Origin of the sequence: Delftia sp. ZNC0008 (assembly GCF_000799035.1) — a bacterium.
GTDB lineage: Bacteria > Pseudomonadota > Gammaproteobacteria > Burkholderiales > Burkholderiaceae_C > Comamonas > Comamonas tsuruhatensis.
Genome location: NZ_JTKZ01000790.1, coordinates 1 through 12,535, shown reverse-complemented (window position 1 = coordinate 12,535; position 12,535 = coordinate 1). Strand labels below are relative to the sequence as shown.

Genomic DNA, 12,535 nt, shown 5'->3' with positions numbered 1-12,535 from the left:
TAACATAGCGATTAATGGGGGGGAGTATATATAAAAAAATATTTTCTTTTACTAATTACTTTATAGTTTAATAGCAAGCCACACTAATAGCCATAGCAACGTGAACACTGGGTTAATAACCAATAGCAATAACAACAATGCTATACTTGGACTAATGAACAACATAATAATAAATAAAGATAATATAATCATTTGCTTCTCCCCTTGTCTTATAGCAGTAGTAGGAATCGAACCTACGTTTACCATTAGACTATACTGCTAACTATGACTAACTATCAGTAGCTGGCATCTTATTATAGAGCAGTAGGGAATCGAACCCTACACCACGTTAGTACACCTTATTACTCTAACCAGCTGTCACTTAGTTATGCCTGTGACACTTTAATACACTAGGACTTTCGTTAGCTGATATAACCGTGCACCAGTTATCTGTATAGTTGTGCCATAGCTTAACACTTCGTCTATGGACTATACACCACTCATCAGGATAGCTGGACTCGAACCAACACTACATGTTCCCAAAACACGCATGCTACCATTAACACTATATCCTGTTACTATATGCCATAATACGCTCAATACCTAGAACTATAACTTATAACATATAATAAAATAAAGGAGAACACGAACAGTAGGAATCGAACCCACGTTTACAGGTTTGGAATCTGTAGCATTACCATTATACTATGTTCGCTAGATACAAAGGGCTGTTAGTTGCTAGTACTCATTTAATCAAACAGTATGCTTTACAGTTTGCACCCTATGCTTGGCTGTCAACTCTATGACATTTAAGTACCGTCAATCAGTACACCTATTCTTTTAATTCAAAACGTTTAATACTCCAGCCACTACCAATAAGATAGATGTAAATACACTTAGCATAATAGCTAGATAGTCATGGCGATAATACCACTCCTTAAAGTTGGTAACCGAACCTACACCATATAAAATGCCAAGAATAATCAAGGCAATATTAATTACAATCATTCATTCTCCTGACTTTCTACATAGAGTAAGATACAGAACGCGTCTGCCATGTCGTCGTTGATATCATTATCAGGTACTATGTTATAGCTCTTGAGTATCTCAATGCTTTGTACTTTTCGCAATGCACTCTTACCTTTAATTAGATGATACCCACACCATTTACTGTTTGGTACATCAACATAGCCAATGTTATGACGGTTACGCATGACACCCAAGAATGAACCGTTAGCTCTAATCAATGAGATGTTTCCCTTAGACTTGAACGTGATAATAGGTTCTTCAATATAAATAAAGTAGTCAAATAAATTGTAATGCTCAATAATTTCTGTTATACCGTCAGCAATAAGCTTGGCACGTTCCAAAGGATCTTTACTTTTACCACCTGCAATTGAACCGACTACATACTCATTTGTCAAAGGATTACGAAATGCGTAACCAGTATTAGAGGTGCTAAAGTCAATAGCTAAGGCTTTGCTCATAAATCAGAACTCAATTCAATATAAAGCTCTTTAGTAATTTCTCCAATATCAAATAAGTGCTTAACATAGTGTTCATATTCAATCGGAGTCAATACTTCTTTTTGTGCTAAAATATGCTCTTTATTCATTTCTTTATTCTCCCTTAAAAATTAAAGCTGTATCAAGATTAATCAAACCACATTCAACAGCGTTAAGTAAGAACTCGTTAAAGTCAACTTCTGACAATGTCTCTTGCTTAAATAGTAGCTGTTCCTCTGTCATTTGCTTTCCTCTCTCAACTTGATATATATATTATATCAAATGCACTTTTCAGGTTTGGTTTATCCTCTGTTATGTAAGCTATGATTGACTTTGTAGGCATTTTGTGTTATACTATTTATAGGAGGTAACTATGGCTAGAGATAAATATCTGATGTACTTACGACAACAGGAATACAAGAAACGTATTAAAATTAAAGTAGTTAATACAAGAGCTAGAATGAACAGAGAATACATGAATCAACCAGAAGTAGACAAGGAAACATTAGAACTATGGAATAGTCAGCCAGCAATACATTTTGATTTAGGGAAAAATAAATAAATTATATTAAAAAAATAATTGCCACCTTAGTGGCTTTTGTTTTACGCTTAACCGCAATTTGACTAGAAGTGGCAGAAAGTAAGTGCATTGTGTGTCCTGTTTGTAAAGTATGGTATCAGTAAGCACAATTAGCTTATTGTTTGATTGATTAGGTGATTTATAACTTAGAGCTTTCCAACTCGTAAAAAAATAATTATTAGTGTCCGAAATTAAAGATTAATATATTCTACTACGTTTTTTTTGCACATTAAAGTTAAAGATGTTAAATACACAAGAAAAATAAAATGTACGGAAAAATAATTATTAGTGTACCAAATTAAATGTTAATATATTCTACTACGTTTTTTTTGCACATTAAAAAATAGCTAAAACCGAACAATAAATGTCAATAAATATGTACAAGCATAAAAACAATAGTTATTTCCGAACAATATTTTTATTCTTGACAAGTCTAAAATAAAAGTATATAATTAATTTATCATCAAGAAAGGAGGTAAAAAAATGGCTAGACCTAAACAAGAATTTTGTTCTAATTGTAACGGAGAAAACCCAAAATGTAAATATAAAGAGTCTGGTCGTAAATGTCGTGTTGGTAAAGCTAAAGGCAAAGCTAAAGGTAAGGCAATTTCAAAAGAAACAATAGAAAAAAGAGACAATTATGATTCGCTTCTGGGAGATTTACACACAGATTACTTAAATTTTATGTATGATAGAGCATTTAAATACTCAATAAACAAAGAAACAAATAAAGTTGAGTATGAACAAAAGTTTCATACAGTTTATTCTTTCGAAAGATATTTAAACAACATTAATCAAAAATCACTGGCAAGTTGGGCTAGAAGAAAATATGGAAAAAATATGAAAAACTTTAACACAAAAACAAATAAAATGGCATCTGATGAATATGAAAAAATCATTTATAGAAAAACTTATGGCAAAAAAGATGACGCTATAAGAGAAAAATTAAATAACGAACAACCCAAAACAACGGATGAAATAGAAAAACTTCGTCTTAAACAAGAACAAGTTTCTAAAAATATTATTAGAACTCAATCATTAGAAGAAGCGATTGTAACAGCTAATGAAATCGAACGCAAACTTAAAGAATGTGATTTAAAAAGCATGACAGACGAAGAAGCCTTGAAAGAAATTGCTGATTTAGCTAATGAAATTGATTTATCTTGGTTCAAATAATATCTAAACGATTAAATCAAGATAGTATAAACAAATTCATAAAAGAAAAAAATGGAATTAAGTATTGACAAATATAAAATAATTTGATATCATGATATAAGAAAAGGAGAAATAAATGAAAATTTACTATGTGGCACTAACAACTGATAAAGACACAGTGGCTAAAAATTATAGCGGAAAACGATTATCTCTTTATACAAAAAAACACGAAGCTATTAAGACTTGTGTTTTATTAAATTATCAATGGGAGCTATTTTTCGGAAATGGAGCAAAAGAAGAAAAGCCGTTCAAAGTTTATTGCGTAGAATCAGAGCCAATGGAGGTAACTAGTGACTAAATTGAGAAAAAACCAGGTGGCATTAGTCGTAGGATTAAAAAAGGTTATAAATTGAGAGGCATGAAAGTTGAATTTATTTGATAAAGTAAGTACAGCTAAGGAGCTTAATAGGTTTAAGGCTTGACTTTTCAAGTCTTTTTTGTTATTATATACTAAAGGAGAAAGAAATGAAGTTTAATGATGAATTATATAAAAAAGTGTTAGAAAGATACACATTAACAAAAGACGGAAAACTATTTTCTAAAAACGGTAAACAAAAAAAAGAGAGCAAAGATAAAGACGGTTATTATCAATTTTCAGCAAGTTTTGATAATAGAACTTTGAAAGTGAAAAAACATAGATTATTAGCATTCGCTTTTATTCCTAACCCAGAAAATAAAAAAATAGTAAACCATATTGACGGAAACAAGCAAAATAACGATTTAAATAACCTAGAATGGTGTACTAGCCAAGAAAATACATTACACGGAATATATGTATTGAAAACTATAAACCAAAAGGGGAGAATTAAAAAGTGACCAATATATTTGAAAAAGTACAGACAGCCAAGCACTTAAAAGAGCGTGAAGACTTAATAAATTTAAAAGATGACTGGCTTATTGATACGTTAATGCCAAGTTCACAAGCTGGAATACTTGTAGCTCCATTTAAGTCATTTAAAAGCTCTCTAGCAATGCACATGGCTTTAATGGTATCGCAAGGGTTACCTTTTTTTGGTTATGATACAAAGCGAAGCAAGACACTATACATAGACAATGAAGATACTGACAGAGAGTTAAACAAAAGGCTTAGAAATAAAGATAATGCACCAGAAGACTTACATTTTTTGACAGGTGGAGAGTTTATGCTTGATGATTCGCACCACATGAACTTATTATATGAATACATTAAAGAAAATGATATAAAATTCGTGATCTTGGATAATTTAATGACAATGCTAAGAAATGGAGACATTATCTACGGTAAAGACTTTGAACCAATGCTTAGGAGAATTACACGCTTAAAGTTACTTTTCCAAGACGTTACTTTCTTGTTAGTAGCTCATGCAAACAAATCAGCTTATGCAAACTCAATGGACGATAAAGCATATATGGTAAAGCCTAGTGACGCCTTGGGTGGTTCTACTCTAACAGCATGGGCAGAATTTATGTTAATGTTAAGCCCTAAACGTGGCAAGCATAACGACTTCTCTAAGTTATCAGTCAAAGCGCGTGGATATCAGTTTGACGATGATTTAAACTTTTCATACGTTGATTCAGTATTCACTTGCGTCAATAAATCAAAAAAAGAACCAGATAGCGAACTAGTGGAAAAAGTAAAGGCTGAAACTCCAATCGAAACGACGAAAGAATCGGCACAGGCTTTCTTAGACTTAGCTAAAGAGAAAGGAAAAGTAACAGAAAATGAGTGATAAAAAATACGTTGTTTATTACCATGAAAAAGTAAATGAATACTTCTATGACTATTATTCAAGGTTTAACATGAATGAACAATATTCAAAACCTGTTTTATACAGTGATGACTTTAAATTAATAGAGAGAGCAAAAAATGAACTCAATGAACGACTACAAGAACAAAGCTATTATTTTACACGCTGAAGTGTACGGTTGGTTATATCGTGCATTAGATGAAATGGTAAAAGCAGAATGGCATAATGACGAACTTTTCAAAGTATGGCTTGGACGTGCTGAATTTCTAGTCAGACAGTCGAAAAAATTGCATGCAGCTTGCGAAAATGATTATTCTAAGCGTGCATTGATTAGGGCATTACAATTAAAAGTAGAAATAAATAAAAAAATATCATCTAATATTTGACAACGATAATTAATTTTGGTATAATAGTATATATAGAAATAAAGGAGAACTAACAAATGGTAGTCAAATTAACGCAAAAACAAGCTGATTATCTTGAAACTTTTGGAAACCTTGAAGATGAAATAAACAAAAAACGAGCGCTTTGTCACATCACTCGTTTTGGTTATGGATACAATTGGATAGGCGGCGATAAATGTCCAAGTAGTGCTTTTGAGTGTTACGAGCAATTGAAAATGGTTGAAGCTGTCATTAACGGTTATGAAGTTATTGAACCTAAATTTAAGTTTTATAACTTTTCTGATAGTAGCGGAGGAACTGCATTATATTATGCTGGACAGTCTAAACAATTAACAAAATTCGAGCAAGATGCTCTTGAAGTTAAAGAGGGGAGCGAGGAATATAAAGCTTTGTTAGCTTTAGGTTTCGTTGAAGAAGAAGTATGATAACATCTTTTGAATCACTAGCTGAAAGACGATTGATAACTCTTAATTATCACAAAAAGGATAGTCAGCAGTACATCAACAGCTTAAATTACTTTGAATATGCTAGAATGTACTTTGAAAAAAATGGCTTTCCTGATGATAACAGACGAGTTTATCAAAGTGGCAAGCGAAAAGGCCAAAAAGTTAGTTGGTCTGATAAAGAGGAAAAACAGCAGAAAGACGATATTAGAAAGTTCATATATGAAAAGCAACTACAAAAGTTTAAGGGCAGAAGAAAAAGCTAGTAAACATTACGCTAGAGGTGTCAGAAAGCTATCTAAAGAGCTTGAGGAAATGAACGAAACAAAGTATAGGGCAGAGCCTAACGAGTGCTTATATGGCTTGATAAGCGAATTATGGAGCTATTGGGGTAAAGGTTGGATCCTGCCTATGCTTAAATATAATATTGAAATTACAAGACAAGGCGACGTCTTCATTGTAGAAAGAGGAGTAAATGGAAACAATTAATATTAAATTTGATGAAAAACAGCTAGAAGAAGTTGTGAAAAAAGTTACTGAAAAACTTAAAAAAGAGAAAGATTCAGATACAGCAAAGGAAAAAGTGTCAGTAATGTATTTAGAATTTAATGAAGCAAATCATGCAAGCGAGAAAGGTAAACTTTACTTTGGGCATGCTTTTCACACTTTGTCAAAAAAGTATGCTTCGGAGTTTTATTTATCTAGTGAATCTGATTTGACAAAAGCCTCAGAGCTTAAAAGCCAAGGTTGGAGAGAAGAGGTTATCGAATGAGTGTATTTGAAGAACTAAGCGTTATTAATGTAAATGATAAGAAAAGCAAAAAGAATAATTTAGATTATCTTAGTTGGGCATATGCATGGTCTGAAGTTAAAAAAGTATATCCTGAAGCTAACAGTAAAGTTTATGAAAATGAACAAGGGTTAAATTATCACACAGACGGTCGCACAGCATGGGTTAAGGTTGGTATGACTATTGAGGGCTTGGAGCACATTGAATACTTGCCTGTAATGGACTATCGTAACCAATCTATCCCAGTTGAAAAACTGACTTCTATGGACGTAAATAAAGCCATTCAGCGTGGACTAGTTAAGGCAATTGCTCGTCATGGTTTAGGGCTATATATTTATGCAAATGAAGATTTACCAGTTCTAACAGAAGAACAAAAAGAGCTTGAAGCAGAAAAACAACGACTTAGAGAGATTCAGCCACTTATAAAACGAGCTGAACAACTAGGATACCAAAATATTGACAGCTTGAAAAATAAGACTAAAAAAGAAATTACCGACATCATGAAGATTTGGTTAGCACAGCAAGAAACAGAAAAAGGGGAATAATTAAATGGCAATCATCACAGTAACAGCACAAGCGAATGAAAAAAATACACGTACAGTAAGTACAGCAAAAGGCGATAAGAAAATTATTTCAGTCCCATTATTTGAAAAAGAAAAGGGATCTAACGTAAAAGTTGCGTACGGTTCGGCTTTCTTGCCTGATTTCATTCAATTAGGTGACACAGTAACGGTCAGCGGTCGTGTACAAGCCAAGGAATCAGGAGAATACGTAAATTATAACTTTGTTTTCCCTACGGTTGAAAAAGTATTTATCACTAATGATAATAGTAGTCAATCACAAGCTAAACAAGACTTATTTGGTGGTTCTGAACCTGTTGAAGTTGATGAATCAGAACTTCCTTTCTAGAAAGGTGGTTACATGTACACAGAAGAAGAGAGAGAGCAAATTATCGACATCGTGGATAAAATGAGCTTATTAAGACAAGACTTTGACGGAGCTTTCGCTTGGATCAAGGAAAACGTATCAATGCCATTTGACTTTGACGGAGAACAGCAATTTATATCAGAATTGAAGCAGTTAGTTAAAATTAACGCTTTAAAGTTTGGTAAAATATATGAGGGAGTATTAAATTGACAACATTAAGAGAGCTACACAAAAAACTTAAAATTAAACAAACGCTTGACAACTATGTACGCAACACAAATAAAAAATATAAACATAACTTTGTGGCTGATGAAATTCTTGGCGAGGGAATGGCTAAACTGATCGAGCTTAATACACAAGGCAAACTTGGACGACATGCACAGCAAATTGCTTATATTAACCATAATTTGAGCTTACAGCGACAAAAGGAACAACTGGAACAAGTTAACGAACGACTTGCTAAACGTGCTGAGAAAGCCCAAAAATTGCTTGACACGGAACTTCTGAAAGATAGCTACATCGAAACGCTTGAAATGTTTAGTAAATACCATTCAGCAAAATATAATATGTGGGACGAACCAGAAACTCCAACTAAAGTGATTGAGTTCATGGAAAAGAATGGAGTTAAACAAGGTAAATGGCTACGTCCTGAAGGAGTTGACGCTTGGTTCAAAGAACGAATCATTTGGTTCAAGAATAAATTGAAAGAACAATAATATTAAGAATAAAAACTTTAGGCTTGACAGCTTAGAGCTTTTTTGATATAATAATACATATAGTTAAAGAAAGGAGGTAATAAAATGATTTTAATACAATGCGTAACCTGTGGGTCTTCAAGTTTCACTAATGGTAAATGTGATTATTGCGGTAACAAGTACGAAGTAAATGAAGACAAAATATTTTACGGCAATTCGAAAGAAGATGATTCATCATTAGATGAGGATATAACCTTTCAAGAAACTCCTGCTGGTAAATTAATACTAAAAATCATGATCTATACTTTAATATCTATTGTTTGGTTTGCGATAACTGTATTCATTCCACCGCTATTTATAATAACAATTATTTTATTAGTAGTCTATGGGACTTATCGCTTGATAAATAAAAAGAAATAGCTTATAATAAGGTATAGAATAAACTAGAAAGGTAACAATGAAACAAAAATACTTTAATGACAAAAGATATTGCCACTGCTTCGATATACCAATGAGTAATGGTTTAGGAGTTTGCAAAGATTGTAGAGGATACGTGAACATCTGTTATAGTTGCGATCGCTGTCTACACTGCTGGTTTACATCACAGGTTGAACTATTTACCGAATATGATGAACCTAAGTTGCTGGAACTTATAGAAAACTGGAATAAATTTTACCAAACTAGAAAGACAATAAATAATGCTTAGTTTAGACGAGAAGAAAATCAGAAAAGGTAAACCTATTGGATTACCATACCAAGGAAGCAAGAAAAAGATAAGCAAGAAAATAGTTGAGATTATCAAACAGAACTTTGGCACAGACAAGCCGATATACGACATCTTCGGAGGAGGCGGAGCAATTACATCCGAATGTATTTTAAATGGCTTAGAAGTATATTATAACGACTTAGACAAGGATATAACCAACGCTTTTGAACGAGTTATCTCTCAAGACCGTGAGTGGATTAAAAGCCTTATTGTTTCACGTACAGAGTTTACCGAGATTAAGGAGAAAGAAAACAAGACAACAGATGACTTTTTGAAGTTGCTGATTAACTCTTTCGGTAATAAAAAGAGAGATTATTTATATTCTAAAGAAATTTCAGATTTAAAATATAATCTAGCTAAAGAAATAATTGAAAAGCATGACGTTTTTAGTGGTTATAAACAGACCAAAACATATAAGAGATCGATTGAAAAGTACAAACAATTTCAACAAATTCAACGACTTCAACAACTTGAACGACTTGAACAACTTCAACGAATTCAACAACTTCAAAAATTAAATAAAATAAAAGCTACAAGCAAAAGTTATCACGCTTTTAGTGATGTTTCTGGAGCTATTCTATATCTTGACCCACCTTATGAAGAAAGTCACCAAAAAGGTTATATTAATCAATTCGATAGTCAAGAATTTTATGACTGGGCATTTGTAATGGCTAAAAATAACATCGTGATAATTTCAAGTTATTCAATTTCAGATGAACGCTTTGAAGCTGTATATTCTTTTGACAAAGCGCGCAGCACTCTCCAAAGTGGAAGAAGCAAAAAAGAAAATGAGAAATTATTTATGGTTAAAAACAGTTAATATTTGATAAAGTAAAAGCAATTTGATAGAATAGAGTTATAAATAGAGGAGAACAAAATGAAAGATACAGTAAAAACTTTAATGATGGTTGCAGGTGTCGGCTTTACACTTATCGCTATCACTTGGATAGGTATGCTTGCGACGTTGCTTATTGCATGGATTGGGGGTAACATCTAATGAATTATGGTACAAATAAGCACTATGCCAATGAATACGGTATGGAACTTAACGAATACTTTAAACATCATTTTAACTATGAAGAGCTTGCAGGCTGGTATACAATGCAGGTATTAAAGTATCTAGTGAGAGCTGGCAAGAAAGAGGGTGAAAGCTACGACAAAGACCGTAACAAGGCTTTAGACTATGCAGGAGAACTTGCTAACTTAAGTAACGAGAATAAGCTTACAGAATACACTGCTGACGACATTATGAGCTTTGCACAAGATATAGCTGATGATTTCAAACAATGGAAAGGCGAAGAATAATTGAAAATAAAGTTTATGCTTGACAGTGTGAACTTTTTTTGATATTATAGTCTTATAGAAATTAAGGAGATACAAATGAAAAATACAATGTTAAATTGATGAACAACAAAAAAGGATATTTAAACTCTTTTAAAAACGAGCTAGGGAATAAGTTTCTCTTCCTAGGGTTTAAAGAAGAAAGAAATAACTTTAAATCAGAGTTCACGAAAGAAGAGATAAAAGCGATTGATGAAAGATACTTGGAATTTATTGAAGAGGTCTAAAGTTAATTCTTGACAAATATAAAGTAATTTGATAATATTGTTTTATAGAAAGGGGATTAAACAATGGCAACACAAAAAGCTATAAAGGTCGTAGCTTATAACCCTACAACGGAAGAAGAACTACACTTCAGCTGTAAGGCTCAATGTGCTAAGTATTTTGGTCTTAAAACTAATACAGTCATCAGGTGGCTTGATAATGGTAGACCTGTAATTGAACTGCTGATAGACCTAGATAGAAATCAAGTAGAAATTGAAAAACAAAGCAAACTAAATGGCTTTGAATTATTTACGATTAAGGAGTGGTTAGATTATGTGTAAGAAACGCAAATACACAAAAATGGGTGCTTTATATTCAATAGCAAATGCACAGCATAATAAAAAGAAAGCTGATAAGATACCAGTAAGAGCTTATTACTGCAAGTGGTGCAATTCATATCACTTATCAAGTCAGCAAAGACTAAATATTAAGACAGGAGTAATTGGATAATGAATAATGAATTTACATATTATAAAGTAGAATGGTTAGAAAAAGATATAACAGGTTTTTACAACGTTAAAAATAAAAAATATTATACAAAGAGAGAAGCGTTTGATTTTAAGTATTTTGTAGAAAAATCTGATATAGCTTCTAATTGTTTAGTTAAAAAAATAACTGAAATTACTGAAGTTATCGCTTGACAATTTAAAAGAAGTTTAATATAATAGTATATATAAAAAATTAAGGAGAATTAAGATGATTAAATTATTTAACAAGAAGCCTAAAGATAAATATAAGAGAGCTGTAGCTTTTAGTTTGAAAGGTTTAGGTAAACAAATTAGTGCTTTAGAAAATAAAGGTTTTGAACGTGTGGGAGATATTCAAACAATTGTAATGAACGGAACAAGTTCAGGTTATGAGCAACTAATGGTTAAGAAAGTAGATAAATAAAATGACAAATGAAGAATTATATGAAAGAATTACTAGCGTACTAGAGGAACAAGGTATCGCAATGAATCAATTTGAGTTAAAAGTTAAATCTGAAACAGGTAAATATCCTAACCTAAGAATAACTAAATCACGCTTGAGCTTGCCAAATACCGTAGCATTCCCTTATCTTACTATGTTTTTAAATGATGATGAAATGCACGAGCTTACACTTAAAAAAATTGATAGCGTAGGAGATAACGGAGAAGCGTTTGACTTACTAGATGAGATATTGTCTAGTTTAGAACCAAGCAAAGAATATCTATATAAGCAACGATTGAAGCGTAAAATGCAAAGGGAGGCAATGAGATAATATTACACAAGTACACAAGGAAGATTAATAGTTCAAAATATCCACGGTCAACAGCTAGAAAGATCGCTAATGACTTGAACAAGAATGACCCTTTTAATAATTATCTAGTGAGCCTTGAGCTTGGCTCTAAAAGGTATATTATTGAAAAATTTGAAATTAGAGGTATGAATAGATGAAACGTTTTTACGTAGAGGAAGACGACAATGGCAAAGAGATTAAGCGAAAACTTACAACTTTTGCTAATGATGATTTAACACAGCTTTCAGATGATGAGCTAGAAACATTATATTATGAATCATCTGCTCAATTTTTAGCTAAAGCAATGCACTTTATGAAGATTGAGAACGAACTATTTTCAAGAAAGAATGTAATTGTAAGTGATGAAATTCTAATAAATGTCGGCAATAATATTATTGAAGCTATCAATCAGGTAAGCAATTGATGCGCAAAAAGGAGAGCAATTATCTTTATTTTAACAGACGACACAACTAGAAGTATCGTATTGATTCAAAAGGCTCATAAAAGGGCAGATAAGGGCTTTAATGATATTGTGGCACAATTATATGAACAAGAGCTTAAAACGCAAGAGAAAGCAAAATATGAGCATATAAGGCAAGCTAAGGAGAAATCACTTGAAGAACAACGAATTAGTGACGCGG

Annotated in this window: 25 protein-coding genes and 2 tRNA genes; 23 read left to right on the top strand and 4 right to left on the bottom strand. The window is 32.3% G+C overall.

What is annotated here, in order from left to right; translation table 11 throughout:
* Nucleotides 1-482 precede the first annotated feature (482 nt).
* The 4 genes from L995_RS25515 to L995_RS34725 form a co-directional block, all read right to left on the bottom strand.
* Nucleotides 483-554: transfer RNA gene (locus L995_RS25515), tRNA-Pro, on the bottom strand.
* 69 nt (nt 555-623) lie between these two features.
* Nucleotides 624-694, bottom strand: a tRNA-Trp gene (locus tag L995_RS25510).
* Nucleotides 695-983: 289 nt separating this feature from the next.
* On the bottom strand, nt 984-1,466 hold the full coding sequence (locus L995_RS25505; protein ID WP_036851100.1) for a hypothetical protein: 483 nt from the start codon (nt 1,464-1,466) through the stop codon (nt 984-986).
* Entirely contained in the window at nt 1,463-1,594 is a 132-nt protein-coding gene (locus L995_RS34725) for a hypothetical protein (RefSeq protein WP_015979566.1), read from the bottom strand. Before L995_RS34725 ends, L995_RS25505 begins: the two co-directional genes overlap by 4 nt.
* 263 nt (nt 1,595-1,857) lie before the next feature.
* On the opposite strand from L995_RS34725, the gene L995_RS25500 reads away from it, so the two are divergent.
* The 23 genes from L995_RS25500 to L995_RS32365 all read left to right on the top strand — a co-directional run bounded on the left by L995_RS25500 (nt 1,858) and on the right by L995_RS32365 (nt 12,318).
* A complete protein-coding gene (locus L995_RS25500) occupies nt 1,858-2,046 on the top strand; it encodes a hypothetical protein (RefSeq protein ID WP_036851101.1) in 189 nt (62 codons plus the stop codon).
* Nucleotides 2,047-2,547: 501 nt separating this feature from the next.
* The gene (locus tag L995_RS25495; protein WP_036851102.1) at nt 2,548-3,240 is read left to right on the top strand and encodes a hypothetical protein; all 693 of its coding nucleotides are present in this window, start codon (nt 2,548-2,550) and stop codon (nt 3,238-3,240) included.
* A 115-nt stretch (nt 3,241-3,355) separates the two neighbouring features.
* Nucleotides 3,356-3,577, top strand: a complete 222-nt coding sequence (locus L995_RS33460) for a hypothetical protein (protein ID WP_036851104.1) — start codon at nt 3,356-3,358, stop codon at nt 3,575-3,577.
* A gap of 167 nt (nt 3,578-3,744) precedes the next feature.
* The gene (locus L995_RS32410) at nt 3,745-4,095 is read left to right on the top strand and encodes an HNH endonuclease signature motif containing protein (RefSeq protein ID WP_046091362.1); all 351 of its coding nucleotides are present in this window, start codon (nt 3,745-3,747) and stop codon (nt 4,093-4,095) included.
* On the top strand, nt 4,092-4,988 hold the full coding sequence (locus L995_RS25485) for an AAA family ATPase (protein WP_036851106.1): 897 nt from the start codon (nt 4,092-4,094) through the stop codon (nt 4,986-4,988). The genes L995_RS32410 and L995_RS25485 overlap by 4 nt, the downstream gene beginning before the upstream one ends.
* 146 nt (nt 4,989-5,134) lie before the next feature.
* The gene (locus tag L995_RS25475; RefSeq protein ID WP_197064473.1) at nt 5,135-5,392 is read left to right on the top strand and encodes a hypothetical protein; all 258 of its coding nucleotides are present in this window, start codon (nt 5,135-5,137) and stop codon (nt 5,390-5,392) included.
* Nucleotides 5,393-5,448: 56 nt separating this feature from the next.
* Nucleotides 5,449-5,835 (top strand): hypothetical protein, encoded by a 387-nt coding sequence (locus tag L995_RS25470; protein ID WP_036851114.1) that lies wholly within the window; start codon nt 5,449-5,451, stop codon nt 5,833-5,835.
* A gap of 123 nt (nt 5,836-5,958) precedes the next feature.
* A complete protein-coding gene (locus tag L995_RS25465; protein ID WP_197064472.1) occupies nt 5,959-6,342 on the top strand; it encodes a DUF7413 domain-containing protein in 384 nt (127 codons plus the stop codon).
* A complete protein-coding gene (locus L995_RS25460) occupies nt 6,329-6,625 on the top strand; it encodes a hypothetical protein (RefSeq protein WP_036851118.1) in 297 nt (98 codons plus the stop codon). Before L995_RS25465 ends, L995_RS25460 begins: the two co-directional genes overlap by 14 nt.
* A complete protein-coding gene (locus L995_RS25455; RefSeq protein ID WP_036851120.1) occupies nt 6,622-7,188 on the top strand; it encodes a Sak single strand annealing protein in 567 nt (188 codons plus the stop codon). Before L995_RS25460 ends, L995_RS25455 begins: the two co-directional genes overlap by 4 nt.
* Before the next feature lie 4 nt (nt 7,189-7,192).
* Complete coding sequence (locus L995_RS25450) at nt 7,193-7,552, top strand: single-stranded DNA-binding protein (RefSeq protein ID WP_036851122.1); 360 nt, start codon at nt 7,193-7,195, stop codon at nt 7,550-7,552.
* A gap of 12 nt (nt 7,553-7,564) precedes the next feature.
* The gene (locus L995_RS25445) at nt 7,565-7,780 is read left to right on the top strand and encodes a hypothetical protein (protein WP_036851123.1); all 216 of its coding nucleotides are present in this window, start codon (nt 7,565-7,567) and stop codon (nt 7,778-7,780) included.
* Nucleotides 7,777-8,286 carry a hypothetical protein gene (locus L995_RS32405; RefSeq protein ID WP_036851125.1) on the top strand — a complete coding sequence of 170 codons (510 nt, stop codon included), beginning with the start codon at nt 7,777-7,779 and terminating at the stop codon, nt 8,284-8,286. Before L995_RS25445 ends, L995_RS32405 begins: the two co-directional genes overlap by 4 nt.
* Nucleotides 8,287-8,370: 84 nt before the next feature.
* On the top strand, nt 8,371-8,685 hold the full coding sequence (locus L995_RS32400) for a hypothetical protein (protein WP_036851127.1): 315 nt from the start codon (nt 8,371-8,373) through the stop codon (nt 8,683-8,685).
* A gap of 278 nt (nt 8,686-8,963) precedes the next feature.
* A complete protein-coding gene (locus tag L995_RS32390; protein ID WP_036851131.1) occupies nt 8,964-9,851 on the top strand; it encodes a DNA adenine methylase in 888 nt (295 codons plus the stop codon).
* A 57-nt stretch (nt 9,852-9,908) separates the two neighbouring features.
* On the top strand, nt 9,909-10,028 hold the full coding sequence (locus tag L995_RS34930) for a DUF7186 family protein (RefSeq protein ID WP_425337477.1): 120 nt from the start codon (nt 9,909-9,911) through the stop codon (nt 10,026-10,028).
* Nucleotides 10,028-10,336, top strand: a complete 309-nt coding sequence (locus L995_RS32385; protein ID WP_036851133.1) for a DUF3310 domain-containing protein — start codon at nt 10,028-10,030, stop codon at nt 10,334-10,336. Before L995_RS34930 ends, L995_RS32385 begins: the two co-directional genes overlap by 1 nt.
* Nucleotides 10,337-10,662: 326 nt before the next feature.
* Nucleotides 10,663-10,917 carry a hypothetical protein gene (locus L995_RS32380; RefSeq protein WP_036851135.1) on the top strand — a complete coding sequence of 85 codons (255 nt, stop codon included), beginning with the start codon at nt 10,663-10,665 and terminating at the stop codon, nt 10,915-10,917.
* A 168-nt stretch (nt 10,918-11,085) separates the two neighbouring features.
* Nucleotides 11,086-11,277 carry a hypothetical protein gene (locus tag L995_RS33455; RefSeq protein ID WP_068505922.1) on the top strand — a complete coding sequence of 64 codons (192 nt, stop codon included), beginning with the start codon at nt 11,086-11,088 and terminating at the stop codon, nt 11,275-11,277.
* 55 nt (nt 11,278-11,332) lie between these two features.
* Nucleotides 11,333-11,527: a hypothetical protein gene (locus L995_RS33450; protein ID WP_036853165.1), complete on the top strand. Its 195-nt coding sequence runs from the start codon at nt 11,333-11,335 to the stop codon at nt 11,525-11,527.
* A 1-nt stretch (nt 11,528) separates the two neighbouring features.
* Nucleotides 11,529-11,876, top strand: a complete 348-nt coding sequence (locus tag L995_RS32375; protein WP_036853164.1) for a DUF7339 family protein — start codon at nt 11,529-11,531, stop codon at nt 11,874-11,876.
* A complete protein-coding gene (locus L995_RS34925; RefSeq protein WP_043626189.1) occupies nt 11,873-12,052 on the top strand; it encodes a DUF7228 family protein in 180 nt (59 codons plus the stop codon). Before L995_RS32375 ends, L995_RS34925 begins: the two co-directional genes overlap by 4 nt.
* Nucleotides 12,049-12,318 (top strand): hypothetical protein, encoded by a 270-nt coding sequence (locus L995_RS32365; protein WP_036853163.1) that lies wholly within the window; start codon nt 12,049-12,051, stop codon nt 12,316-12,318. The genes L995_RS34925 and L995_RS32365 overlap by 4 nt, the downstream gene beginning before the upstream one ends.
* Nucleotides 12,319-12,535 lie beyond the last annotated feature (217 nt).

Coding starts and splice junctions, on each gene's coding strand:
- L995_RS25505 (WP_036851100.1), bottom strand. CDS start 1,466: ATGAGCAAAGCCTTAGCTATTGACTTTAGCACCTCTAATACTGGTTAC.
- L995_RS34725 (WP_015979566.1), bottom strand. CDS start 1,594: ATGAATAAAGAGCATATTTTAGCACAAAAAGAAGTATTGACTCCGATT.
- L995_RS25500 (WP_036851101.1), top strand. CDS start 1,858: ATGGCTAGAGATAAATATCTGATGTACTTACGACAACAGGAATACAAG.
- L995_RS25495 (WP_036851102.1), top strand. CDS start 2,548: ATGGCTAGACCTAAACAAGAATTTTGTTCTAATTGTAACGGAGAAAAC.
- L995_RS33460 (WP_036851104.1), top strand. CDS start 3,356: ATGAAAATTTACTATGTGGCACTAACAACTGATAAAGACACAGTGGCT.
- L995_RS32410 (WP_046091362.1), top strand. CDS start 3,745: ATGAAGTTTAATGATGAATTATATAAAAAAGTGTTAGAAAGATACACA.
- L995_RS25475 (WP_197064473.1), top strand. CDS start 5,135: ATGAACGACTACAAGAACAAAGCTATTATTTTACACGCTGAAGTGTAC.
- L995_RS25470 (WP_036851114.1), top strand. CDS start 5,449: ATGGTAGTCAAATTAACGCAAAAACAAGCTGATTATCTTGAAACTTTT.
- L995_RS25465 (WP_197064472.1), top strand. CDS start 5,959: ATGGCTTTCCTGATGATAACAGACGAGTTTATCAAAGTGGCAAGCGAA.
- L995_RS25460 (WP_036851118.1), top strand. CDS start 6,329: ATGGAAACAATTAATATTAAATTTGATGAAAAACAGCTAGAAGAAGTT.
- L995_RS25455 (WP_036851120.1), top strand. CDS start 6,622: ATGAGTGTATTTGAAGAACTAAGCGTTATTAATGTAAATGATAAGAAA.
- L995_RS25450 (WP_036851122.1), top strand. CDS start 7,193: ATGGCAATCATCACAGTAACAGCACAAGCGAATGAAAAAAATACACGT.
- L995_RS25445 (WP_036851123.1), top strand. CDS start 7,565: ATGTACACAGAAGAAGAGAGAGAGCAAATTATCGACATCGTGGATAAA.
- L995_RS32400 (WP_036851127.1), top strand. CDS start 8,371: ATGATTTTAATACAATGCGTAACCTGTGGGTCTTCAAGTTTCACTAAT.
- L995_RS32390 (WP_036851131.1), top strand. CDS start 8,964: ATGCTTAGTTTAGACGAGAAGAAAATCAGAAAAGGTAAACCTATTGGA.
- L995_RS34930 (WP_425337477.1), top strand. CDS start 9,909: ATGAAAGATACAGTAAAAACTTTAATGATGGTTGCAGGTGTCGGCTTT.
- L995_RS32385 (WP_036851133.1), top strand. CDS start 10,028: ATGAATTATGGTACAAATAAGCACTATGCCAATGAATACGGTATGGAA.
- L995_RS32380 (WP_036851135.1), top strand. CDS start 10,663: ATGGCAACACAAAAAGCTATAAAGGTCGTAGCTTATAACCCTACAACG.
- L995_RS33455 (WP_068505922.1), top strand. CDS start 11,086: ATGAATAATGAATTTACATATTATAAAGTAGAATGGTTAGAAAAAGAT.
- L995_RS33450 (WP_036853165.1), top strand. CDS start 11,333: ATGATTAAATTATTTAACAAGAAGCCTAAAGATAAATATAAGAGAGCT.
- L995_RS32375 (WP_036853164.1), top strand. CDS start 11,529: ATGACAAATGAAGAATTATATGAAAGAATTACTAGCGTACTAGAGGAA.
- L995_RS32365 (WP_036853163.1), top strand. CDS start 12,049: ATGAAACGTTTTTACGTAGAGGAAGACGACAATGGCAAAGAGATTAAG.